General features: G+C 63.5%; 14 protein-coding genes. 3 read left to right on the plus strand and 11 right to left on the minus strand.

Features of this window, described 5'->3' with window-relative positions; genetic code table 11:
• Positions 1–236: 236 nt before the first annotated feature.
• On the plus strand, positions 237–692 hold the full coding sequence (locus OOT43_RS17310; RefSeq protein ID WP_266021913.1) for an ArsI/CadI family heavy metal resistance metalloenzyme: 456 nt from the start codon (positions 237–239) through the stop codon (positions 690–692).
• 29 nt (positions 693–721) lie between these two features.
• Here OOT43_RS17310 and OOT43_RS17315 read toward each other — a convergent pair whose 3' ends face one another.
• Entirely contained in the window at positions 722–1720 is a 999-nt protein-coding gene (locus OOT43_RS17315) for a GlxA family transcriptional regulator (RefSeq protein WP_266021914.1), read from the minus strand.
• An 11-nt stretch (positions 1721–1731) separates the two neighbouring features.
• Positions 1732–2331 (minus strand): DJ-1/PfpI family protein, encoded by a 600-nt coding sequence (locus tag OOT43_RS17320; RefSeq protein WP_266021915.1) that lies wholly within the window; start codon positions 2329–2331, stop codon positions 1732–1734.
• A gap of 204 nt (positions 2332–2535) precedes the next feature.
• Here OOT43_RS17320 and OOT43_RS17325 point away from each other — a divergent pair, with 204 nt between their 5' ends.
• Entirely contained in the window at positions 2536–2724 is a 189-nt protein-coding gene (locus tag OOT43_RS17325; RefSeq protein ID WP_266021916.1) for a hypothetical protein, read from the plus strand.
• Here OOT43_RS17325 and OOT43_RS17330 read toward each other — a convergent pair.
• The 5 genes from OOT43_RS17330 to OOT43_RS17350 form a co-directional block, all read right to left on the minus strand.
• Positions 2718–5849 (minus strand): efflux RND transporter permease subunit, encoded by a 3132-nt coding sequence (locus tag OOT43_RS17330; protein ID WP_266021917.1) that lies wholly within the window; start codon positions 5847–5849, stop codon positions 2718–2720. The genes OOT43_RS17325 and OOT43_RS17330 overlap by 7 nt on opposite strands.
• Before the next feature lies 1 nt (position 5850).
• Complete coding sequence (locus tag OOT43_RS17335; RefSeq protein WP_266021918.1) at positions 5851–7134, minus strand: efflux RND transporter periplasmic adaptor subunit; 1284 nt, start codon at positions 7132–7134, stop codon at positions 5851–5853.
• Positions 7131–8411, minus strand: a complete 1281-nt coding sequence (locus OOT43_RS17340; RefSeq protein ID WP_266021919.1) for a TolC family protein — start codon at positions 8409–8411, stop codon at positions 7131–7133. The genes OOT43_RS17335 and OOT43_RS17340 overlap by 4 nt, the downstream gene beginning before the upstream one ends.
• 102 nt (positions 8412–8513) lie before the next feature.
• Positions 8514–8957: a hypothetical protein gene (locus OOT43_RS17345; protein ID WP_266021920.1), complete on the minus strand. Its 444-nt coding sequence runs from the start codon at positions 8955–8957 to the stop codon at positions 8514–8516.
• 137 nt (positions 8958–9094) lie between these two features.
• Positions 9095–10033 carry a LysR family transcriptional regulator gene (locus tag OOT43_RS17350; protein ID WP_266021921.1) on the minus strand — a complete coding sequence of 313 codons (939 nt, stop codon included), beginning with the start codon at positions 10031–10033 and terminating at the stop codon, positions 9095–9097.
• A gap of 100 nt (positions 10034–10133) precedes the next feature.
• Between OOT43_RS17350 and metE the strand changes: the two genes are divergently transcribed.
• A complete protein-coding gene (metE, locus tag OOT43_RS17355; RefSeq protein WP_266021922.1) occupies positions 10134–12422 on the plus strand; it encodes a 5-methyltetrahydropteroyltriglutamate--homocysteine S-methyltransferase in 2289 nt (762 codons plus the stop codon).
• 175 nt (positions 12423–12597) lie between these two features.
• On the opposite strand, the gene OOT43_RS17360 is transcribed toward metE, so the two are convergent.
• From OOT43_RS17360 to OOT43_RS17375, 4 genes are all read right to left on the minus strand, one after another.
• Positions 12598–15840: a cytochrome C gene (locus tag OOT43_RS17360; RefSeq protein ID WP_266021923.1), complete on the minus strand. Its 3243-nt coding sequence runs from the start codon at positions 15838–15840 to the stop codon at positions 12598–12600.
• Positions 15841–15995: 155 nt separating this feature from the next.
• On the minus strand, positions 15996–16163 hold the full coding sequence (locus OOT43_RS17365) for a hypothetical protein (protein ID WP_266021924.1): 168 nt from the start codon (positions 16161–16163) through the stop codon (positions 15996–15998).
• Positions 16164–16364: 201 nt separating this feature from the next.
• The gene (locus OOT43_RS17370; RefSeq protein WP_266021926.1) at positions 16365–19553 is read right to left on the minus strand and encodes a cytochrome C; all 3189 of its coding nucleotides are present in this window, start codon (positions 19551–19553) and stop codon (positions 16365–16367) included.
• A gap of 291 nt (positions 19554–19844) precedes the next feature.
• Entirely contained in the window at positions 19845–22970 is a 3126-nt protein-coding gene (locus OOT43_RS17375) for a cytochrome C (protein WP_266021927.1), read from the minus strand.
• Positions 22971–23261: the final 291 nt, after the last annotated feature.

Raw genomic sequence — 23261 nt, forward strand, 5'->3', positions numbered from 1 at the left:
CCCGAAGCGCCCCTTCTGGCTGGTGATCGCTCCGGGCCGCAGCTTCTCACGGGAACGGCGGGAGGCTGCCCGATGTTTGCTCTGGCCATACATTTCGAATATTATCGAAATGTCGAAATATTAAGGCGCATGGGGAAGCACAGGGTGCCGGTACGCGGAGCCGGGCTCGGCCGCTCGTCCATGAGCGGCGCTCTCCGGCAGTTCAATTAGCCTCTGATGAATGCCAGGTGGGTCGTATGAAACGTTTGCATGTCCACATTTCGGTTGCCGATATCGAATCGAATATCGGTTTTTACAGCGCCGTTTTCGGCTCCGAGCCGGCGGTGCGGAAGCCCGATTACGCCAAATGGATGTTGGAGGACCCGAGGGTCAACTTCGCCATCTCCAGCCGCAGCGGCAAGACCGGCCTGGACCATCTCGGCATTCAGGCCGAAGACGACGCCGAGCTGGCCGAGTTGAAGCAGCGTCTCGACCGGGCCGACACGCCGATCGCCGAACAGAAGGGCACCGGCTGTTGCTACGCGGTATCGGACAAATACTGGGTGCTCGATCCGCAGGGCATTCCCTGGGAATCCTTCCATTCGCTGGGCGAGATTCCAGTATTCGGCGAGGCGCCGAAGGCCGAAGCGGGTTCGCAGTCGGCTTGCTGCGCTCCGGAGGTGAGTGCGACGCCGTCCAAGTGTTGCGGGTGACATCATCAGATAATGTCCTTCCCCGGTATTTAGCAGAAACGGTCCCGAAAGTCTTGGGGCGACACGCCATACTGCCGCTGGAATGCCCTGCGGAAATGGTCAATGTTGGAGAAGCCGCATCTTTTGGCTATGGATTTAATAGGCAGATTTTTTTGATCCATAACGACAATAGCCGCTTCGAGTCGGGTTTTTTCCAGAAACTTTGCAGGGGTTAGTCCGGTTTCTTTCATAAAAAGCCGAGAAAAATTGCGTGCGCTCATGGCGGCCTCCGTCGCCATATCGGCAACGGTAACCGGTTTGTCGAGATTGTCGAATAACCATTCCAACATCGGTTTTAGCCGGCTGTGAGTAACCGATTGCGCCCGCAACTTGGCGCTGAATTGGGTTTGTCCTCCCGGCCGTTTCAAGAAGACGACCAACAATCTTGCGATTTCCAAACTGACCTCGCGCCCCAAGTCTTCCTCGACCAGGGCCAATGCCAAATCCATTCCGGCGGTTACGCCGGCGGAAGAATAGATGAAGCCCTCTTTGATGAAAATCGCATCGACCTGCAAATTCACCTCCGGATAGCGTTTTGCGAACAAGTTGCAAGCGAGCCAATGCGTCGTTGCCCTTCTGCCGTCGAGCAACCCGGCCTCGGCCAATAAAAATGCACCGGTACAAACGGAAGCAAGGCGCCGGACTCGGCTTGCCATGCTTTTTATCCATTGAATGGCAGGTAGGGAATGATTGATCTCTTGATAATTCTGAGTACCTGCTATAAATAAGGTATCAGTATCCATGTGCCAATCTTGCCAGCCGGCATCCGCAAACAGCTTCATTCCCGAGGATGTACTGAACATGCCGGCTTGATTCGCCAGGATATAAATTTGATAGGGCTCGGGTAAACCAAAATTTCGGAACAAGGCATTCGCTGCGGCAAACACATCCAACGGCCCGACGACATCAAGCATTTCGGCGCCTTGATATGCCAGCATGGCAATGGTTTTCGGGGTCTCCATGCTGGGAAATTTAGGGGCTGCCGCCATGTCGAAATCACTTAGGGTACTTCGGCCGCGTACGGGGGTACTGGGTAATATTCCAACCCCTTTTGCACTTCCCTCGCCTGCTGCGGACTATATAGCCGGCCGATCAGCCACAGAGCCGCATCGATTCCGGCGCCAACACCTGCACTCGTCAATAGATTCCCGTCGCAGACGTGGCGGACGTTTTCTAAGGCCGTGATTTCCGGAATAGAATCTAAGGCTTCTATGGCACTCCAATGTGTCGTCATTTTTTTTCCTTTCAACAAGCCTGTGGCTGCCAGGATAAGCGTCCCGGTACAGACGCCAAACACCCACCGACATTTCGGTGCCGTTTGTTTGAGCCAATTCGTCAGGCGAGGATCATTGATTTGCGGCGTCGGATCGGCATTGCCTGGTATCAGTAAAATATCCGGTACCGGACTGGTTTCCATGGTATGGTCCGGGATAATCTTCAAACCACTCATGCAAGTAACGACGTTATCGTTTGTCGCAACCGTGTACATATCCACATCGCCGAACTTGAAATATTGGACTGCGTTGAATACTTCCATGGGGCCCGTAAAATCTAAAGCGGCCACATCGTCATAGATTAAAACGGCAATTTTCAAAGGCATATTGATTCCTTGGTTTTGGGTCGGCTGTATGAAAAATCACGCTGTATTCGAGCAAATCGACTGATTAAGAGGTGGCGTAATTTGCTGGAGACATTGTTGCAGTTACCCAATTTGGCTGTATGCCAACGATACGTCAATTAAGGACAAATTTAGACCAAGAGCGGCCTGCTGTCGCCAAATGAGGCGGGGTGCTCCACCCCGATCATGGTCGAGCAGGTGGCTGAGGACATCCGCGAAACCGTGGGCCTGGCACGCTTTCCCGGCTGGCGGGACACCCTGGCCGGTGAGCGCGAGGTCAAGGAGGCGCTGCGGAAATCGCTGTTCAAATACAGGTTGCATGCCGACGATGAACTGTTCGAAAAGGCTTACAGCGACATCCGCCAGTATTACTGACCACATTTCCAATCTTCGGCGTCCAGCGAACGCAGCTTGCACCAGGCATAGATCGCCGGGATGACCGCCAGGGTCAGGACGGTGGATGAGACCATGCCGCCGACCATGGGCGCGGCGATGCGGCGCATGACCTCGGAGCCGGTGCCGGTGCTCCAGAGGATGGGCAGGAGGCCGGCCATGATCGCCGTCACGGTCATCATCTTCGGCCGCACCCGCTCCACCGCGCCGGTCATGACCGCCCGGTACAGATCGTCCACGCCGGGCATCCGGCCTTGCTGGCGGGCCTCTTCGCGCAGTTCGTTCCAGGCGTGGTCGAGATAGATCAGCATGACCACGCCGGTTTCGGCGGCGACTCCGGCCAGGGCGATGAAGCCGATGCCCACGGCGATGCTCAGGTTGTAGTCCAGCAGCCACAGCAGCCACACGCCGCCGACCAGGGCGAACGGCACGGAGGCCATCACGATCAGGGTTTCGGTCAGCCGCCCGAAGTTCAGGTACAGCAGGACGAAGATCACGGCGAGGGTGAGCGGCACCACCAGCAGCAGGCGCTGTTCGGCCCGCTGCAGGTATTCGAACTGCCCGCTCCAGGTGAGGAAATAGCCGGGCGGGAGTTTCACCGCCGACTGCACCGCCCGCCGCGCGTCCTCGACATAGCCGCCGATGTCGCGTCCGCGCAGGTCCACGAACACGTAGGCCGAGAGCAGGGCGTTCTCGGTGCGGATGCCGGGGGCGCCCAGCGTGAGCGAGATGTGGGCGAGCTGGCCGAGCGGGACGTTGGCACCGGCCTCGGTGGGAATCAGGATGTGGCTGCCCAGCCCTGCGGGATCGTCCCGCAGTTCGCGCGGATAGCGCACGATCACCCCGAAGCGCTCGCGTCCTTCCACCGTGGTGGTGATGGTTTCGCCGCCCAGCGCGGTGGCGATCACCTCCTGCAGGTCGCCGACGGTCAGGCCGTAGCGCGCCAACTGGGTGTAATCCGGTTCGATGTTGAGGTAATGGCCGCCGGTGACGCGCTCGGCGTACACGCTGGTCGTGCCCGGCACGGACTTGATGGCCTGTTCGATCTGGCGGGCGAGGTGGTCCAGGGTTTCCAGATCCCGGCCGAACACTTTCACGCCGATGGGGGTGCGGATGCCGGTGGAGAGCATGTCGATCCGGTTCTTGATCGGCATGGTCCAGGCGTTGGTGACGCCGGGGATCTGCAGCGCCTGGTCCATCTCGGCGACCAGCTTGTCGATGGTCATGCCCGGCCGCCACTGATCCTGAGGCTTCAGGTTGACCAGGGTCTCCGCCATTTCCAGCGGCGCCGGATCGGTGGCGGTCTGGGCGCGGCCGGCCTTGCCGAACACCGAGGCGACCTCCGGAAAACTCTTCAGGATGCGGTCCTGGGTCTGCAGCAACTCCGACGCCTTGGTGATGGAGATGCCGGGGAGGGTGGTCGGCATGAACAGCAGGGTGCCTTCGTTCAGCGTGGGCATGAATTCGCTGCCAAGGCGCGAGGCGGGGTAGAGCGTCACCGCCAGGATGGCGAAGGCGCCCGCAAGGGTCAGCGCCTTGTGGCGCAGCACGCCCCGGATCACGGGCCGGTACAGGCCGATGAGCAGCCGGTTCACCGGGTTGCTCCCCTCCGGCAGGATGTGGCCGCGCACGAACAGCAGCATCATGACCGGCACCACCGTGACCGATAGCAGAGCGGCGCCGGCCATGGCGAAGGTCTTGGTGTAGGCCAGCGGATGGAACAGCCGGCCTTCCTGGGCTTCCAGCGCGAACACCGGCAGGAACGAGACAGTGATGATCAGCAGGCTGAAGAACAGGGCCGGTCCCACTTCCCGGCAAGCGGCGCGGATCAGCTCGATCCGGGGCTGGTCGGGATTGCGTTCCAGATGCTTGTGGGCGTTCTCGATCATGACGATGGCGGCGTCGACCATGGCTCCGATTGCGATGGCGATGCCGCCCAGGCTCATCAGGTTGGAATTCAGATCCATGGCCCGCATCACGATGAAGGCGACCAGGACGCCGACCGGCAGCATCAGGATGGCGACCAGGGCGCTGCGCAGATGGAACAGGAACAGCGCGCACACCGCGGCGACCACCGCGCTTTCCTCCAGCAGGGTTTCGCGCAGGGTGGCGATGGCGCGCAGGATCAGTTCGGAGCGGTCGTAGACCGGGACGATGTCGACGCCTTCGGGCAGGCCGGGGGCGATCTCGAGCAGCCTGGCCTTGACGCTGCCGATCACGTCCAGCGCGTTCTGGCCGTAGCGGGCCAGAGCGATGCCGGACACCACTTCGCCTTCGCCGTTCAGTTCGGCAATGCCGCGGCGTTCGTCGGGCACCAGTTCCACCCGGGCGACGTCGCGGATCAGCACCGGGATGCCGCCCGCCGCCTTCACCACCAGTTGCTCCAGGTCGGCGATGCCATGCAGATAGCCGCGCCCGCGCACCATGTACTCCGTTTCCGCCAGCTCGACCACGCGCCCGCCGACGTCGGTGTTGCTGGCGCGGATCACCTCGATGATCTTCCTCAAGGGCACGCCGTAGGCCTGCAGTTTGTGCGGATCGACGGTGACCTGGTATTGCTGCACGAAGCCGCCGATGCTGGCGACCTCGGCCACGCCCTGCGCCTTGCTGAGCTGATAGCGCAGGAACCAGTCCTGCAGGGTGCGCAGTTCGGCCAGGGTGTGGCCGGCGCCGGTGAGCGCGTACTGGTAGACCCAGCCGACCCCGGTCGCGTCCGGGCCGATGCGCGGCGTAACATTCTTCGGCAGCTTGCCGGCGGCGGCATTGAGGTATTCCAGCACCCGCGAGCGTGCCCAGTAGATGTCGGTGCCGTCGTCGAAGATGACGTAGACGTAGGAGGCCCCGAAGAACGAAAAGCCCCGCACGACCTTGGAGCGGGGCACGTTCAGCATCGAGGTGGTCAAAGGATAGGTGACCTGGTCCTCCACGACCTGTGGCGCCTGGCCCGGGAACTCGGTGTAGACGATGACCTGGGCGTCGGACAGGTCGGGGAGGGCATCCAGCGGGGTGCGAACGACGGCATAGATGCCGGCGGCGACCACGGCGACCGTTGCCAGCAGCACCAGGAATACGTTGCGCAGGGACCAGTCGATGACGTGCGCGAGCATTTCAATGGCCTCCGTGCATCGAATGGTCGGGAGCGGCGGTCGGGGCGGGTGAGGGCTGGCCGGCCGAAAAACTGCCGATCGCCGCACGCAGGTTGCTTTCCGAATCGATCAGGAAATTGGCGCGGGTCACTACCTCTTCGCCTTCGCTCAGTCCCCGGCGGATTTCGGTGTACCCCTCCACCCGCTGGCCGGTTTCCACCGGCCGGGGTTCGAAGCTGCCTTCGCCCAGGCGGACCAGCACCAGTTGCCGGGTGCCGCTGTCGAGCACGGCGGAGTCGGGCACCGCCAGCACCGGCGCGGTATCCGCAGCGGCTTGCAGTTCAACGTCGCCGTACATCGCCGGCTTGAGCACCTGCTTCGGATTGGCCAGTTCGATGCGTACGCGCGCCGTGCGCACGGCGTCGGTTACCGTGGGATAGACATAGCTCACCCGGCCATCGAAGCTTCGGTCCGGATAGGCGTTGAAGCCGATGCGGGCGGTCTGCCCGACCCGGACGTGGCCGAGGTCCTGCTCGAAGATCGAGGCGATCACCCAGACCGTGGACAGATCGGCGACGCGGAACAAGGTGTCGCCGGGCATGAAGCGCATGCCCTGCAGCGCATTCTTCTCCAGCACGATGCCGTTCACCGGCGAAGCGAACGGGACCCGGTGCTGGATTTCGCCGCTGGCCTCGAACCGGCGCAGCCAGGGTTCCGGAACGCTCCAGTTGCGCAGCCGCTGGATCGCGCCTTCGCGCAAGGCCCGGCTGGCCTCGCCGGAGCCGGCGATGCGATATTCCTCCTGGGCCGAGACGAGTTCCGGGCTGTAGGCTTCCAGCAGCACTTCGCCCTGCCGTACCGCCTGGCCGGTGGTGTTGACGCCCAGGCGTTCGATCCAGCCCTCGAAGCGCGGCGCGATCGCGTGGACCCGGCGCTCGTCGATCTCTACGACGCCCAGCGCCCGGATGACGTGGGTCAGGACCCGGCGCTGAGCCGGCTCGGACCGCACCCCCAGCTTCTGGACCTTCTCCGGGCCGAGGCTGATGACAGCTTCACCGGAGCTGGCGGATGGCGCCAGGTCTTCGGCGTAGACCGGCACGTAGTCCATGCCCATGTCGTCCTTGGCCGGTACCGGCGAGGTGACCTGCGGGTTCATCGGGTTGCGGTAGAACAAGGGATGCCTCTCGGCCATGGTTTCCTGGGCGAGTGAAGGCGGGGGCGCGGTTTTCCGTCCCAGCCAGTAGCCGCCGAGGCCGGTGCCGGCCAATGCCAGGAGGAGCAAGATCAGACGTACCGACGGTTTCATAGCGTTTCCTTGCCGAGGGCGGCGGCCAGGCGGGCGAGCGCCTGCTGGGAAGTGGTGAGGGCGTTCCAGTACTGCACCTGGTAATCGAACACCGAGAGCTGGGCGCGCAGCACGTCGGCGAAGGCGATCTTGCCCACCCGGTAGCTGGCGCTCAGGGAATCCAGCGTGCCGCGCGCCTGAGGGAGGAGCTCCTTCTCGAACAGGCTCAGGCGCTCATGGGCGTGATGGTAGGCGGCCAGCGCGGTGGTCACGTCGGCCTGGACGCTGCGTTCGGCATCATGCAGCGCATAGCGTTCCCGCATCAGTTCACTCTGCCTCTGGTCGACCTGCTTGGACTGCTTGGTGGCGGCGTACAGCGGCAGGTTCATGCTCAACCGGAAGTTGGCGAAGTCGCTGCGGAATTCGCCATTCGGCGCGTTCTGGCGGAAGGCGTAGCCGAAGCCGAGGTTGAGGTCGGGCAGGTACTCCTTTTTCGCCAGGTCGAGGCGGTTCTGGGCGGCTTCGATGGCGGCCTGTTTCTGGGCCAGCAGCGGCCGCTCGGCCTGGGCCTGGTCGAGCAGCGCCGGCTCGGACGACAGTTCGGGAAAACGGAATGCGGCTTCGGGAGGCAATTCCAGCGCGCTGTCGCTGGAGCGGTCGAGCAGCACGTTGAGACGGGCCGCCTCGCCGTGGCGCATGTTGATCAGCTCCAGGGTCTTGTCGCGCAGCTTGGTGAGTTCCAGCCGGGCCAGCAGGCTGTCCGACTGTTCCGCCTGGCCGAGCCGGTAGCGCTGGTCGGCGATGTCCGCCAGCTTGGCCATCCAGTCCCGGCTTTCGGCGAGAATGCCGAGGGTGCGGTCGTAGTAGAACAGCGCCCACCAGCTCAGGCGGATGTCCCGCGCCAGCCGGAGCCGCGCTTCGTCGACATCCTTGGCCGCGCCGATGGCTTCCTGCTGCGCCGCCCGTTCGGCCAGGCCGAGCTTGCCCGGAAAGGGAAGCTGCTGGCTGACGGCGACCTCCATCATGGTCATCTGGTCCTGGTTCAGGCTGAAATCGTTGGTCGGGATGTTCAGCGCGCCGAAGCTCAGGAAAGGATCGGGCAGGCTGCCGGCCTGCGGCGGAACGCTGGCAAGGGCGTCGGCGCGAGACTTGATTTCGGCCAGTCCCGGATTGCCGGCCAGCGCCTGGTTCAGCGCCTGTTCCAGGGAAAGCGGGCCGGCCTGTGCCGGCGCGGTCAGGCAGACGATCAGCAGCAGTGCGAAGTCCGATCGCCTGTACGAGGGGTGTAGCGAAAACATGGAATGCTCCTTTTTCGGACGCAGTCGAGCGGCGGTTCCCTTCCGGTCCGGCGCAGGACGCGGCAGGCCAATCGCGTTGCGGTCAGCGATGGAAAAGGAACGCTAATTCAGCAGGATGCAGAAGCGGAGAGCGACGGGAACCTTGGGAAGGGGGGGAGACCGCCGCAGGTAGTGGTGATCCGGGAGCCGCAGGATCGCGGCCCACAGCCCGGCGACAACCAGCAGGCAAAGCGTGAGGAGTTTCACCCCAGGACCGGTGCCCGCCTTGTCGATGGCGATGTCGTCTTCGTCCACGGCCTGCAGGCCGAAACAGGAGGCCTGCTTGTCGCAGCCGTCCGGCGTTGCTTGATGGGATGTGTCTTGCTCCGGCATGCCGGCGCAATGCTCCGCGGCCTGCTCGGCCTGCGCCATGCCTCCCATCAGGCAGACCGTGCCAGCCGAGGACAAAAGCCAGACGCACAGGCTCAGCACCGCGCAGAGGCGGCAGGCGAGCGAGCGGCGGATTTGCGCGGGCGAAGGCATCGGCATGGCGACGAATAAAACCATTTTGCCGGCGATCGCGCAACCGCGAATGCGTTTTGGCCGCCCGCTTGCCGGTCCAGCGGATACAACTATGGGAGCGGGCTTTAGCCCGCGATCGGCCACTGGCATAGTCGCAGGCTAAAGCCCGCTCCCACGATATTTCACAGCGATTCTTCGGCGAGGGGCATGAGCCCCCGCAGATTGCGGAAACTGCTGGAGCGCACGATGTCCAGGAAGTCCCCCATATAGGCGGATTGCGCCATGTCTTCCGTGGTGGCGGCATACAGCGCGCTCCACAGGCCGGTTTCGCCGATCGCCTTGGCCAGCACGTATTCCCGCTCGAGATAGCCTTGCACGGTCCAGTTGGGCAGGGCGGCGATGCCGCGGCGGCTGGCGACGAGCTGCAGGATGGCGACGGTGAGTTCGGCGGTGCGCCGTTTGGGCTCGATGCCGCGGGGCTTGAGCACCTTGCGGACGATGTCCAGCATGTCCTCCGGCACCGGATAGCTGAGCAGGGTTTCCTCGGCGAAATCCTCCGGGGCCAGGAAGGCTTTGGGGGCCAGGGGATGCTGGCGCGACACCAGGCCCACGATCTCGAACCGGAACAGCGGATGGAAGGCAATGCCCTCGCGCGCCTGAGGTTCGGACACCACCACCAGCTCGGCGCGGTCCTCCCGCAGCAGCGCCAGCGGATCGACGTGGAAGCCGGAGACCAGGTCCAGCTCGATCTCCGGCCAGTGTTCGCGGAACTGGTCCATCGCCGGCATCAGCCAGTCGAAGCATGTGTGGCATTCCACCGCGATCCGGAGCTGGCCGCTGTTGCCCTGGGCGATGCGGGCGACGTCGCGTTCGGCCTCCCGCACCGCCTTCATCACCGTCTCGGCCAGACTGTGCAGGCGTTGGCCGGCGGGCGACAGGCGCAGGGGCTGAGTCTTGCGCTCGAACAGCACCACGCCGTAATGGTCTTCCAACTGCTTGATCTGGTGCGAGAGGGCCGACTGGGTGAGGAAGACCCGCGCCGCCGCCTTCGACAGCGTGCCGGTTTCCACCAGAGCCAACAGGGTTTGCAGGTGGCGGAGTTCCAGTAAAGATGGCTTCATGAATGAAATCGATGACTGTGATGAAAATATTGAGTTTGAATAATAATTGTCCTGTCCCGATCATGCCAGATCTCAATTCGATGAGCACGAGGAGGCAGATATGGCAGTCACACATTCCCTGGGATTTCCCCGCATCGGCGCCGGGCGCGAACTTAAGCAGGCCGTCGAAGCCCATTGGGCCGGCCGGACCGGCCCGGCGGAACTGGCGCAGACCGGCCGGGAGTTGCGCGAGCGGCACTGGATGATCCAGAGCGGTTCCGGCATCGACCTGGTGCCGGTCGGCGATTTCGCCTGGTACGACCAGATGCTGAACATGACGGCGCTGCTGGGAGCGGCGCCCCGGCGTTTCGGTTTCCAGGCCGATGCCCTGAGCCTGGACCAGTATTTCCAGCTCGCGCGGGGCAATGTCGAGCAGCCGGCGATGGAAATGACCAAATGGTTCGATACCAACTACCACTATATCGTCCCCGAGTTCGACCGGGAGACCGGCTTCGGTCCGGGCGTGGATTGGCTGTTCGACGAGGTGGAGGAGGCCAAGGCCCTGCGGCTCAATCCCAAGCCGGTGCTGATCGGGCCTCTGACCTTTCTCTATCTCGGCAAGGAAAGGCAGGCCGGCTTCAGCCGCCTGGAGCTCCTGCCCCGGCTGCTGCCGGCCTATGCGGCGATTCTGCAGCGCCTGCATGCCTCAGGCGTGCACTGGGTACAGATGGACGAGCCGATCCTGGGCCTGGATCTGCCGCCGGAATGGATCGAAGCCTTCGCGCCGGCCTATGCCGCCCTGGCGGAAGCAGGCCCCAAGTTATTGCTGGCGACTTATTTCGCTTCGGTGGCGGAACACGCAGCATGGCTCAAGTACTCGGCGGTCGCCGGTGTGCATGTCGACGCGGTGCGGGCGCCCGAACAGGTTGCGGATTTCGTGGAGGATTTCCCGGCCGACAAGGTGCTTTCCCTGGGCCTGACCGACGGGCGAAACATCTGGCGCACGGACCTCCGTCGCGCGCTGGACCTGGCGGAAAGCGCCAGTGCGGCGCTTGGGGAGAGGCTGTGGCTGGCGCCCAGTTGCTCCCTGTTGCACGTGCCGCAGGACCTGGACCTGGAAACCTCGCTGAATCCCGAGATCAAAGCCTGGCTGGCCTTTGCCGTGCAGAAGCTGGAAGAGCTGGCCGTGATCGACAAGGGTCTGCGGCTGGGGCGGCAGGCCGTCGCCACGGAACTCGCGGAACAGGAGCGCTTGCTGCACGCTCGGGCGCAATCGCCGCTGACCCATGATCCCGCCGTCAAGCGGCGGCTGGAGGGTTTGAGCGATGCCGATTTCCGCCGCTACTCGCCGTTCGCCGAGCGCTGTCCGCTGCAGCGCGAGCGGCTGCGCCTGCCGCCGTTTCCGACCACCACCATCGGCTCCTTTCCCCAGACGCCGGCGATCCGCAAGGCGCGGGCCGCCCACCGCAGCGGCGAGCTGAACGAGGGGGCCTACCGGGATGCGATGCGGGCTGCCATCCGCGAGGCCGTGAGCAGGCAGGAAGCCCTGGGGTTGGACCTGCTGGTGCACGGCGAGGCCGAGCGTAACGACATGGTGGAGTATTTCGGCGAGCAGTTGGCCGGCTATGCCTTCACCAAACACGGCTGGGTGCAGAGCTATGGCTCCCGCTGCGTCAAGCCGCCCATCATCTACGGCGACGTGGCGAGGCCCCGGCCGATGACGGTGGAATGGATCGGCTACGCCCAGGGTCTGACGAAGAAGCCCGTGAAGGGCATGCTGACGGGGCCGGTGACGATGCTGCAATGGTCCTTCGTGCGGGACGACCAGCCGCGCGCCGTGACGGCCCTGCAGATCGCGCTGGCGATCCGGGACGAGGTCGCCGACCTGGAAGCCGCCGGCGTGGCTGCGATCCAGATCGACGAGCCGGCATTCCGCGAGGGGCTGCCGCTCAAGGCCGCCGATCGGGCCGATTATCTGGACTGGGCGGTCAAGGCGTTCCGGCTCGCCTCCTGCGGCGTCGCCGACGACACCCAGATCCACACCCACATGTGCTATTCGGAATTCGGCGACATCCTGCCGGCCATCGCCGCGCTGGATGCCGATGTCATCACCATCGAAACCTGCCGCTCGGCCATGGACCTGCTGGAAGCCTTCCGCGTCTTCGGTTATCCCAACGACATCGGCCCCGGCGTCTACGACATCCATTCGCCGCGGGTTCCGGCCGGCGCCGAGATGCGGGCGCTGCTGGAAAAGGCGGCTGCGGCGGTCGATCCCGAGCGGCTGTGGGTCAACCCGGACTGCGGCCTGAAAACCCGCCAGTGGCCGGAAGCGGAGCAGGCGCTGGCGAACATGGTAGAGGCGGCCAGGGCGATGCGAGGGGCGATATCGCCGGCCAGATCGGCGGCGTAAAGTCAGTGTCCGCCTCGAATCGGACATAAATGAAAACGGCGGAATCGGGCAACCGGTTCCGCCGTTTTTCCCAGTGTCCCTCCACCTCGAGGCGCCGATACGGAATTGAGCCGAACCCGCTACCGTTCAGCCTCCCCGCGGCGAAAAGCCGTCCCTGGCGTGGCCCGGCACGTCCTCAATGCCCCGGCGAGGCGATGAAGCTGGTCTCCAGGCTGTGGCAGGTATCGCAGCCGATCGACGTGCCCGCGGCCACTTTGACGACCTTGGTCTTGAACCCGGCCTTCTTCAGCTTCTTGCCGTCGTAGCCCCGGAAGTCGAACACCCGGTCCACCGGCGTCTTGGAAAGACGCGTGCCCTTGTGGTCGTTGCCGTGGCAGGCCGCGCACTGGTCTTCGCCTTTCATCCCCGGCAGCTTGGCGTAGTCGTTGTGCCAGCCGCCGTAGGCGCTGCCGTCGCTGTTGGCTCCGTCGCCCTGGGCGCCTTTCCACCAGTACGGGTCGTTGACCGGGTGCATGTCGTGCGGTCCGCCCAGGATGCCGGTCTGCGCGTCGCCGCTGTACTGGCCGCCGTCCAGGTCTTCCTTCTTGGCGAAGGAATCCGCGGTGTGGCAGACGTTGCACTCGAGGATGGTGCCCGTGTGGCCCTGGAGCTGCAGCGCGGTGACGTTGTCGTTCGAACTCGGATCGCGGTTCGGCCACACCGAGTGCGCCGCGCCGTGGCAGGCCGCGCAGGCGACGTTGCCGTGGCGGTCTTTGCCTTCGCGGAACAGGGGCGCGTCGATCCTGGTTTCGGTGGATTGTTCCAGGAACGTCTTGCCTACCGGGTCGTAGTCATACGCATAGGTCGTGGGAAACACCGCTTTGTAGGTCTCCAAAGGCGCCGCTGAGAACCGCCGCGAATTGGGGTCGCTCCGGTCGATGGCGCGGGGCGTGGCGGAGAAGTCCGCCTCGTCGAAGGCCCGTTTCATGACCCCGGCACTGAAGAATCCGCCGCCTTGATCGGCACCCTGATTGCCGTCGCCGACATGGCAGGAACCGCAGTCGGGCTGGTCGAACCAGGGTACCCGGTAGTCGTCCCGGTTGATCGAGCCTAGCTTGTCCTTGTTGGCCAGATAGTTCTTGGGGAAGGCCTCGCCCACGGCCAGCATGTCGCCATGGCAGTCGTAGCAGCTCACGCCCGCGGTGTACATACGGTCTCGGAACTGCTGCTCGCGGTGACCGCTGTGGCACTTGAGGCAGTTTTCCTCCATAGGAAGCTGCTTGCCCTGGCCGTCGAAGATCGGGAACAGGCTGCCGGTTTTGGTCGAATTGTGCTGGCCCTTGTTCTTCCAGTCGAAGCGGACGAAGGCTCCCTTGTCGTCCCGGACGATGTCGGTCTTGGCGTCGTTCCACTGCAGTTCGGCATGGAAACGGTGCATGGAGATGGAATAGTTGGGGGCGTACGCCGGGTCGTTGACGTCGAAGCCTTCCTCGTCATACCAGGCCATGTCCATTTTGTACGGCACATAGGCCAGGGGCGACAGGTGGCAGCCATAACAGGGCATCGGATTGTCGTGCCCGATGTTGGCCGGATTAGCCTTTTCGCTGTCGCTGAGGTTCAGTTTCTCGATGCCGTACAGCATCTTGTACAGGAACGGATAGGCGTCGTAGAACTGGTGCATGCTCGAATAGTTGAGCGACGCCGCGTACTCCGCATCGAACAGATTGCTGGGGTCTCCCCCGGCTTCGCTCACCGAAAACAATTCCGGCTGGCTGGGGATCTTGTCGTCCGGGAGGTAGTAACGGTGGGCCGGCCCTTTTTCCCTGCCGATTTGCAGCGCGGTCTTGCCCCAGGCGCTGGAGCCGTAGGCGGCCTTGGTGCGGGACGCGTTGGGATTGGCAGCGACCCCGCCCTTGGCGTGGCATTCGCGGCAGTGGAAATCGCGGCTGGCGCTCACTACGCCGTCGGTCTTGGCGAGCACGCTCCCGCCGCCCTTGGCCACGGCTTCCACTCGCAGCAGCGGATAGGGATTGACCCGCCCTTGGTCGTCGATGTCGGTGAAGGGGAGCATGTTGGCGGCAAACCAGGCGGCCGGCTTGTCCTTGCCGTCGGACTGGGTGACCGCGACGTGTTGGGAGAAGGGCTGCGGTACGTTGCTTTCGAAGGGCTGGGCCTTGCCCGGCATGTAGGCGCCGTGTTGCAGGTCGGTGTTGTGGTCGTCGGAAACGATATTCCCGGCGTCATCCTTCTTGGCGATGAAATAGCCTTCATCGGGCTCCGGCTTGCCGAGCGCACTGGAACAGCCCCACATTGCTCCCCAGGCACCCTCCATCGCCCAGGAACAGGCATAGTAGTTCGCGGATTTCTCGGCATCCGGACGATCGGAAAGTTCCCAGATGTCCGTCTTTTGGAGCGCAGCATCGACCAGGGAGGCGCCCAACGGCCAGTTCCGGCTGGTGGAATTAATGGAACCGCCGCCCACCGGATCGGACGGATTGGATGCCGCCGAATAGCGGAGCTCCACCTCGCTGCCGCTGAGGAACACCGGCAGCCGGTCCTTCTTGAAGGCATAGGCCCGGACGTTGTTCACGACGGGCGTGAACGAACCCCATCCGTTCCTTCCATAGCGCATGTCGCTCAGATTCTGATAGCTCCATTCCTCGAACGGCATGACCACGACGTCGCCCTTGGTGCCGTCCAGCTCGCCGCCCAGCGCCGGCGCGCCCTGCTCCGACACCTTGCCAGGCAGCCCCGTCGGCGGATTGCCTACCGTCACCTCGACGCTGTCCTCGCAGCGCCGGCCCTTGGCGTCGGTGGCGATGAACCTCACCCGGTAACGGCTGTCGTTGCGGACGAACGCGACCATCGCCATCAGCCCGGTGGGCCGCTTGTAGGCGGGTGGATTGCTGCCGGCGATGAGTTCGCCCATGGCGCCGCCGGCGAAGTCCCATTCGTAGCTGAACGGCTGCGCCGCCGGGTCCTTGGCCGTGGCGGTGGCTTCGAAATGGGCCTCCACGCCGACCTGGACCGCGGTGCCTGGGCCAGGACTGACGATGCTGCAGGCGGGAGCGCCGCTGCAGGATTTGGGTGCGCCCTTCACCGGTTTGATGACCTCGGTGTCACCGGTCTGGACCCGCACCGCGCAGGGGACGCCCGCGAGGTCCTGGCGGCTCAGCGTCACCGCGAAACTGTCGCCCTGGCCACTGCCCAGCCGCCGGCCGTTGACGTCGTAGACATCGATGGGGCCGGTTCCGCCCTTGGCTTTGCCGGCGATCGTCAGCGTGCCGGACTTTTCCGACCAGGCCGCTTTGGCAATCTTGAGCTTGGCGGCGGCCAAGGTGCCTTCAGGGGCCAGCGTGGCGGCCAGCGTCAACAGCAGGCCCGCGACAAGCGGGCTGCTGCGACGCAATGATGGTGGTGCATGGCTTGTGGTATTCACGGTTCCTCCGTCGTATTTCTTGGTTGTTGTTCCGCGGACGGCGAGCGGGGGCTCGCAAATGTGCCAAGGCAGTAATCGAGCCAGAAGAAAATCGTATGAGAATCAATGCCATTTGCATATCATGGAAATGCTATGTTGCGTAACATCGCGTTGATCTATGCGAAACCACGCACTGCGGCGTCCTGGTGCCGGTCTTTGGATGCGGGTGACGGTTTGGAGCCGGTGCCGCCGGCATCGTGCCGGACTTTTCTGCCCAGAGGCATCGGGAGGAGAGAGGCGAAGAACAGCAGGCCGAGGACGTGGAACAAATCGTTGATGGTCATGATCTGCGCTTCCCGCATGGCCCGTCCGTAGACTTGCTTGAGCGCGGCGTCGGCCTGCGGGGAACCCGGCGCGACCGGATTGCGAAAAAAAAGGGCGCCGAGGCGCCCTTTTTGGTCGGTCCATCGGTTGGAACAGTCCTTCGGGGCGTGATGCCTCGACAGGATTGGGCGCCTTCCCTGGCGCCGGTTCCGGAGTGGAACTCAGTGCCCCGGCGATCCGATGAAGCTGGTCTCGAGGCTATGGCAGGTGTCGCAGCCGATCGGCGTGCCGGCGGGCACTTTGACGACCTTGGACTTGAATCCGGCCTTCTTCAGCTTCTTGGCGTCGAAGCCGCGGAAGTCGAACACCCGGTCCACCGGCGTCTTGGACAGACGGGTGCCCTTGTGGTCGTTGCCGTGGCAGGCCGCGCACTGGTCTTCGCCCTTGGTGCCGGGCAGCTTGGCGTAGTTGTTGTGCCAGCCGCCGTAGTTGCCGCCGTCGCCGTTGGCGCTGTCGCCCTGTGCTTGTTTCCACCAGTACGGGTCGTAGACAGGGTGCAGGTTGTGCGGCCCGGCCAGAATCGTCGGGTTGCCGTTCTTGTCCGGGTAATGCGTGGTGCTGCCGACGCTTTCCGGGGCATTGAAGGCATCCCGGGTGTGACAGACTTTGCATTCCGCAATCGGTCCGGGGTAGCCCTGCAGTTGGATGGCCGTCACGTTCTCGTTGGCCTTGGGATCGCGGTTCGGTCCCACCCCGTGCGCCGCGCCGTGGCAGGCCGCACAGGTAATGCCGGCGTGCTGGTCCTTGCCGTAGCGGTAGAGTGGGCTGTCGAGCCGGAGCGGGGTGTAATCGTCTACGTCCGCCCCTTGGCCGCCGTTGCCGGTCGGGTCCCAGCTGTATACATATGACTCCAGCTCCTTCTGGTAATTGGGCACCACGGCGAAGCGGATCGCGTCCGGATCGTTCTTGTCGACCGGCCGCGAAGTGGCAGACAGGTCGGTGGACTCAAACGCGGTTCTTCGCACGGCTTCGACGCCTTTTCCACTATGGCAGGAACCGCAATCGGTTTCCTCCAGCCACGCGATGCGGTAATCCGCTACGTTGGTGGAACCGGCCTTGGCGGAGTCTTTCGGGAAGGACCTCCCCATCGCCAGCATGTCGCCGTGGCAGTCGTAGCACGTCACGCCCGCCGTTGCCATGCGGTCGTCGTAGAGCGGCTCGCGATGCCCGGAGTGGCATTTCAGGCAGTTTTCCTCCATGGGCAACTGCTTTCCGTTGGCGTCGAAGATCGGGAACAGAGTGTTGGGATTGAGATTTTGGTTGGGTGTCCGGCTGGTGAGGGTCTTCCAATCGAACCGCAAATACCCGCCTTTCTCGTTACGCCGGATATCGGTCTTGTCTGCGTTGTATTGCAACTCGCCGTGGAAGCGATGCATGGACATCGAATAATCCGGGTTGTAGTACAGATTGGTATTGTCGTATGGCGCAGCAGCCCAGTAGGTATCCTTCTTGTAGAAACCCTCCGGCATGGTGAAATGGCAACCGTTGCAGGTCTTGGGTGTGTCCTCCTTGAACGGGCCGTTGTGGAAGGCCCAAAGCGAGCCGCCGCCGTTGAAGATCGATCCGACGAAGTCGTAGCCGTCGTAGAAATCGTGGACGCTGGAATAATTGAGCGATGCCGCGTATTCCTGGTCGTGAATACTGTCGCTCGCCGCCTCGTACAGCACCGGACGGTCCGGGTGGAAATTAGGATCGCGGTATTCGAAATACCAGGAGTCCTGTCCCTTGGGGCTGGACAGGAACGCTTCCGGCTTGTGGCCCGCGTTGGGATTTGCGCCGATTTTCCCTTTGGCATGGCATTCCCGGCAGTGGAAATCCCGGCTGTTGCTCAACACCCCATCGGTAGCCGCCGCAACACTGCTATTCCCGTTGCGGCTGGCCTCCACCCGCAGCAGGGGATAGGGATTGACCCGGCCCTGGTCGTCGACGCTGGTGATGGGAATCGTCTCCGCTCGGAACCATTGCTGCTCGGCATCGAACCGGGCGAAGGACTGGGGCCGGTTGGCGACGTAGGGCTGATCCTTGCCCGGCATGTAGCTGCCGTGCTCAACACCTGGCGGAATCAATGCCTGGAATTTGGCATATTGGTCCAAGTAATACTGGAAATAATCGGGCGTCTGCTCGCCCTCGAGAGGCGGGGTGGCGTGGGGAAAATAACCCTCGTCCGGGGCCGGCAGGCCGGGAATGGCGTTGTGCAGCCCCGCCCAGCCGAAAATGCCCTGGACGGCGGACCAGCGCCGATAGCTCGGGTCCAGCTTGGTCGGGTCGCGGTCGGGGTGGACTTCCCAGATGTCGGTTTTCTTGAGTGTGGTGGCCGGCTCCATGAACGGCGCCGGTTTGGTCGTATCTGCGTTGAGGGGCCAGTTTTGGCTGGTGGAATTGATCGAATTGGTGCCCGCCGGGTCTTGCGGGTTGGATGCGGCGGAATAGCGCAGATCCACCTCGTCCTGAGTCAGGAACCGTGGCTTGGCACCGCCTACGCCGCCCTTTTCGATGACATAGGCGTTCAGTGTGTTGAACAGGTGGTTGAAGGAATCATAGGCGTTGGGGTTCTGGTTCAGGTCGCTGGTGTGCTGCATGGACCATTCCTGGAATGGCAGCACCACAAGGTCCCCTTTGTCGCCGTTGGTTTCCGAGCCGCGCAAGGGGGCCGGTTGCTCGGCTACCTTGGCTGGAAAATTGGCGGCCTCGGTGGGTGGGGTGCCAACCTTCACCTCTACCGCCGCCTCGCAGCGCCGGCCCTTGGCGTCGGTGGCGGCGAATCTCACCCGGTACGCGCTGTTGTCGCGAACGAATCTGGCTTGGCTCTCCAAGGTGGTCGGATGGCTGTTGTCGAACACGCCACCGGCGAAGTCCCATTCGTATGTGAGTGGGCCGGCTGTCTTGTCTTTAAGAGTGGCCTGGGCGCTGAAGGTAACGGGGGTGTTGACAGTGAGTCGGGTGCCATCGGCGGGCGTAAGAATCCGGCAAAGTGGCACCTTTTTGCATTCCGCCGGCGCACCAGCGACTTTTCGCATCGAGGATGTCTCGCCTACGCGTGCTTCCACTTCGCAGGGCACTTGCCCCATTTGTTCCAGCGCGATCGTGAAGGTCTGGCTTTTGCCGGTAGCCGGCTGTTCTGCCAGAACGCCGCCACCGGCATGGAGTACGGTAAGGTTTCCAGCAAGACCCTTGGCAACCGCAATGACTTTGAGTGTGCCGGTTTTCTTGTCATAGCTCGCTTGGCTGACGGCGACCCCGGATTTTGCCGCTATTGCCGGTCCGCCGGGTAACAGGGCAAACATCAGAGCGGCGGTCAACGCCGCGAGGCGCAGCGACCATGGTTTTACGAGCGATGACGACCGATACATGGGTGTTTTCCTTCTTGTCGTTATGGAAGAGCTAAGGGTTCCAAATCGCGAAGCTCAGGCCTGAGGTCCCGGAGACAACCGGCAATTTCCATACCGGGGCAAAGGAAGCACTGAATGACGCTGCTGAGCCCGTTTTGCAGGCAGGCAGAGATAGCTCTTGCGTGTGTCGTGCGTCATTTCGCTCACAGGCATCGCTAATTTACACAGCAAAACGGCAGGGTGCGTTACCGCACGCTGCCGTTCGAATTTGGACTGGAGTCCTGCCACGGTCAGCCGGGGCAGGGCCGTTGACTAATGTCCCGGTGAGCCGATGAAGCTGGTCTCCAGGCTGTGGCAGGTGTCGCAGCCGATCGGCGTGCCGGCGGCCACTTTGACGACCTTGGACTTGAACCCGGCCTTCTTCAGCTTCTTGCCGTCGAAGCCGCGGAAGTCGAACACCCGGTCCACCGGCGTCTTGGACAGACGGGTGCCCTTGTGGTCGTTGCCGTGGCAGGCCGCGCATTGGTCTTCGCCCTTGGCGCCGGACGACTTGGCGTAATCGTTGTGCCAGCCGCCGTAGATCGTGCCGTCGCTGTTGGGGCTGTCCCCTTCGGTTGACTTCCACCAGTAGGGGTCGTTGACCGGATGCATGTTGTGCGGCCCGCCCAGGATGCCGGCCTTGGCGTCGCCGCTGTACTGGCCGCCGTCCAGGTCTTCCTTCTTGGCGAAGGAATCCGTGGTGTGGCATACGTTGCACTCGTGGATGGTGCCGGTATGGCCCTGGAGCTGCAGCGCGGTCACGTTGTCGTTCGCGTTCGGATCGCGGTTCGGCCAGACGGCATGGGCAGCGCCGTGGCAGGCCGCGCAGGCGACGTCGCCGTGGCTGTCCTTGCCGTGCCGGTAGACGGGGGCGTCGATCTTCGTGTCGACCATCTTGGTCTGGAACACCATCGAGGTCGGATCGACAGTGTAATAGAACAGCGTCGGGAAGGTCGCCTTGTAGTTCTCCTTGGGCGCGACCGCGAAGCGGACCGAATCCGGATGGGTGCGGTCCACGGCGCGGGTTGTCGCCGACAGGTCGGCATCGTCGAAAGCCCGTTTCATGACACCGGCGCTGAAGAAGCCGCCGGAGCCGTCGTTGCCGAGGTTGCCGTCGCCGACATGGCAGGAGCCGCAGTCGGTTTCGTCGAACCAGGGCACGCGGTAGTCGTCGCGTTCGAGCGAACCGACCTTGTCCTTGTTGGCGAGATAGTTCTTGGGGAAGGCTTCGCCCACCGCCAGCATGTCGCCGTGGCAGTCGTAGCAGGTGACGCCGGCGGTGTACATGCGGTCCCGGTACAGCTGTTCGCGGTGGCCGGAATGGCACTTCAGGCAGTTTTCCTCCATCGGCAGTGGATTGCCGTTGGCGTCGAGCGTCGGAAACAGCGTCCTGGTGTTACGGCCCTTGGTTTTCCAGTCCCAGCGCACGTACATGCCCTTGTCGTCGCGGACGATGCCGGTCTTGGCGTCGTTCCATTGCAGCTCGCCGTGGAAGCGGTGCATGGCGATCGAATAGTTCGGTTCGTAGACCGGATCGTTCGCCTTGAAGCCCTCGACGTCCCACCAGTCCTGCTTGAAGGGCACGAACAGCATCGCCGTGGCATGGCAGCCGTAACAGGGGGAAGGTCGGTCGGCGATGACCTTGCCGGAGTGGTGGTCCTTTACGCCGTGCAGCATCTGGTCCAGGAAATACAGGCCGTCGTAAAACTCGTGGATGCTGGAATAGTTGAGGGCAGCGGCGTACTCCTGGTCGAAGATGCTGTTGGGATCGCCGCCGAAGTCCGATACCGAATAATAGGCAGGCTTCTCCTCGCACGGCGGATAAGCCGCCCTGCCCATGCGCTTGCGGCGCTCGTCCGAAATCGCGCCGAAGGGGCTGGAACGGCACGCGGCCTTGGTCTGGGGCGGGTTCTCGGGCGCGGCGATGCCGCCCTTGGCATGGCATTCCCGGCAGTGGTGGTCCCTGGAGTTGCTGAGCACGGCGTCGGTGCCGGCGAGCGTCCGGCCGTTCTGTTTCGCCTCCACCCGCAGGAGCGGGAAGGGGTTGACCCGGCCCTGGTCGTCGATGTCCGTCATTGGGATCGTAGTGGCCGCGAACCGCTGCTCGCCATCCAGGAATTTGGAAAACGGCTGCGAGTAGTTGGCCTGGTACGGCTGGGCGATGCCGGGCATGTAGCGGCCGTGGTCGGAGTTGTTCGGGTCGTTGTCCGGCACGGAACCGTAGACCTTGCCGCCGCCACTGCTGGTCACGGCCTTGTATTTGAAATACCCTTCGTCCGGCTGCGGCTGGCCGCCTTTCTTCCAGGGGTCCATGATCCACGAGCCATTGATGTATTTGCTCTGGTCGACGTCCGCGAAATCACCGCGGGTGAAGGTTTCCCACAGGTCGGTCTTTTGCACGGCCGCCTCCATCAAAGAGGCCCCAACCGGCCAGTTCCGGCTGGTGGAGTTGACGGAATCCGCGCCCACCGGATCGCTCGGGTTGGAGGCGGCCGAATAGTCGACCTCCACGGCATCGCCGGCGAGTGGGACCGGCAGCCTCGCCTTCTTGTATACGTAGGCGTTCATCGTGCTGATCAGCGGATTGAACGACACGTAGTCGTTGGGCATCGTCTTGGCGTCGGTGGTGTGCTGCATGGTCCAGTCTTCGAAGGGCAGCACCGCGAGGTCGTCCGGCGTGCCGTCCAGCTCGCCACCGAGCTTCGGTGCCGCTTGTTCCGGGACCTTGGAGGGCAGGCCGGCCGGCGGAGTGCCCACCACGACGTCGACGGCGTCCTCGCAGCGCCGTCCCTGGGCGTCGGTCGCGCTGAAGCGCACCCGGTAGGTGCTGTTGTCGCGGATGAAGGTCGCCATCGCCATCAGGTCGGTGGGGTGTCCCCAGGCGCCGCCCGCGAAATCCCATTCGTATTTGAGCGGTTGCGCCGCCGGGTCCTTGCTGCCGGCGGCGGCTTCGAAGTGGGTTTCCACGCCGACTTTGAGGGCAGTGCCGGAGGCCGGGGCGACGATGCTGCAGGTCGGCGTCTTGGCGCACGATTTGGGCGCGCCCTTCACGGGTTTGATCGCTTCCGTATCGCCGGACTGGACCCGGACCGCGCAGGGGACTGCGGGGAGGTCGCTCCTGCCCAGGCTCAGGGAAAACGACGGCCCCTGGCCGCCGCCGAGGCGGCGGCCGTTGATGTCGTAAATGTCGACCGCACCGTCGACGTTCTTGGCCGTGCCTTTGACGATCAGTGTGCCGGTCTTGTCCGACCAGCCGGCCCTGGCGATCTTGATCTTGCCGGCAGCCAGGACGGCTTCCGGCGCCAGGGCGGCGGTGAGCCCCAGGAGCAGGCAGGCGATGGCCGCCCCGGAGGCGTTTGGAGGCGAGGCGCCCCCAAGGGGATTTCTCATGGTGTTCATGTTCGCTCTCGATGGCTGAGTAGGGCTGCGATGCTTGCGAGCCTTGGTATGAGTTCGTACCAGCCTCGAAAGCAGCAAATAGGCCATTTATAAAAAACTTGTAATTACCATTAGATAAATATTGTCAATTTGTTGGCGTCTGCGCGATTTCACGCTGTGTTGCGTGGAATCGCGCGCCTCGTTGAAGCAAAAAAGGGCGCCGAAGCGCCCTTTCCTGGTTTGTCCTCGTATTGCCATTCGGCAGAGTGAACTGTGCACTCCGCCGAATGGGCGCCTTCCCTGGCACCGGTT

The organism is Methylococcus mesophilus, assembly GCF_026247885.1.
In the GTDB taxonomy this organism is placed as follows: domain Bacteria; phylum Pseudomonadota; class Gammaproteobacteria; order Methylococcales; family Methylococcaceae; genus Methylococcus; species Methylococcus mesophilus.

What these genes read in the sequence shown, in the direction of transcription:
- OOT43_RS17310 (WP_266021913.1), top strand. Translation starts at nt 237, where the DNA reads ATGAAACGTTTGCATGTCCACATTTCGGTTGCCGATATCGAATCGAAT.
- OOT43_RS17315 (WP_266021914.1), bottom strand. Translation starts at nt 1,720, where the DNA reads ATGGCGGCAGCCCCTAAATTTCCCAGCATGGAGACCCCGAAAACCATT.
- OOT43_RS17320 (WP_266021915.1), bottom strand. Translation starts at nt 2,331, where the DNA reads ATGCCTTTGAAAATTGCCGTTTTAATCTATGACGATGTGGCCGCTTTA.
- OOT43_RS17325 (WP_266021916.1), top strand. Translation starts at nt 2,536, where the DNA reads ATGGTCGAGCAGGTGGCTGAGGACATCCGCGAAACCGTGGGCCTGGCA.
- OOT43_RS17330 (WP_266021917.1), bottom strand. Translation starts at nt 5,849, where the DNA reads ATGCTCGCGCACGTCATCGACTGGTCCCTGCGCAACGTATTCCTGGTG.
- OOT43_RS17335 (WP_266021918.1), bottom strand. Translation starts at nt 7,134, where the DNA reads ATGAAACCGTCGGTACGTCTGATCTTGCTCCTCCTGGCATTGGCCGGC.
- OOT43_RS17340 (WP_266021919.1), bottom strand. Translation starts at nt 8,411, where the DNA reads ATGTTTTCGCTACACCCCTCGTACAGGCGATCGGACTTCGCACTGCTG.
- OOT43_RS17345 (WP_266021920.1), bottom strand. Translation starts at nt 8,957, where the DNA reads ATGGTTTTATTCGTCGCCATGCCGATGCCTTCGCCCGCGCAAATCCGC.
- OOT43_RS17350 (WP_266021921.1), bottom strand. Translation starts at nt 10,033, where the DNA reads ATGAAGCCATCTTTACTGGAACTCCGCCACCTGCAAACCCTGTTGGCT.
- metE (WP_266021922.1), top strand. Translation starts at nt 10,134, where the DNA reads ATGGCAGTCACACATTCCCTGGGATTTCCCCGCATCGGCGCCGGGCGC.
- OOT43_RS17365 (WP_266021924.1), bottom strand. Translation starts at nt 16,163, where the DNA reads ATGACCATCAACGATTTGTTCCACGTCCTCGGCCTGCTGTTCTTCGCC.
- OOT43_RS17370 (WP_266021926.1), bottom strand. Translation starts at nt 19,553, where the DNA reads ATGTATCGGTCGTCATCGCTCGTAAAACCATGGTCGCTGCGCCTCGCG.
- OOT43_RS17375 (WP_266021927.1), bottom strand. Translation starts at nt 22,970, where the DNA reads ATGAACACCATGAGAAATCCCCTTGGGGGCGCCTCGCCTCCAAACGCC.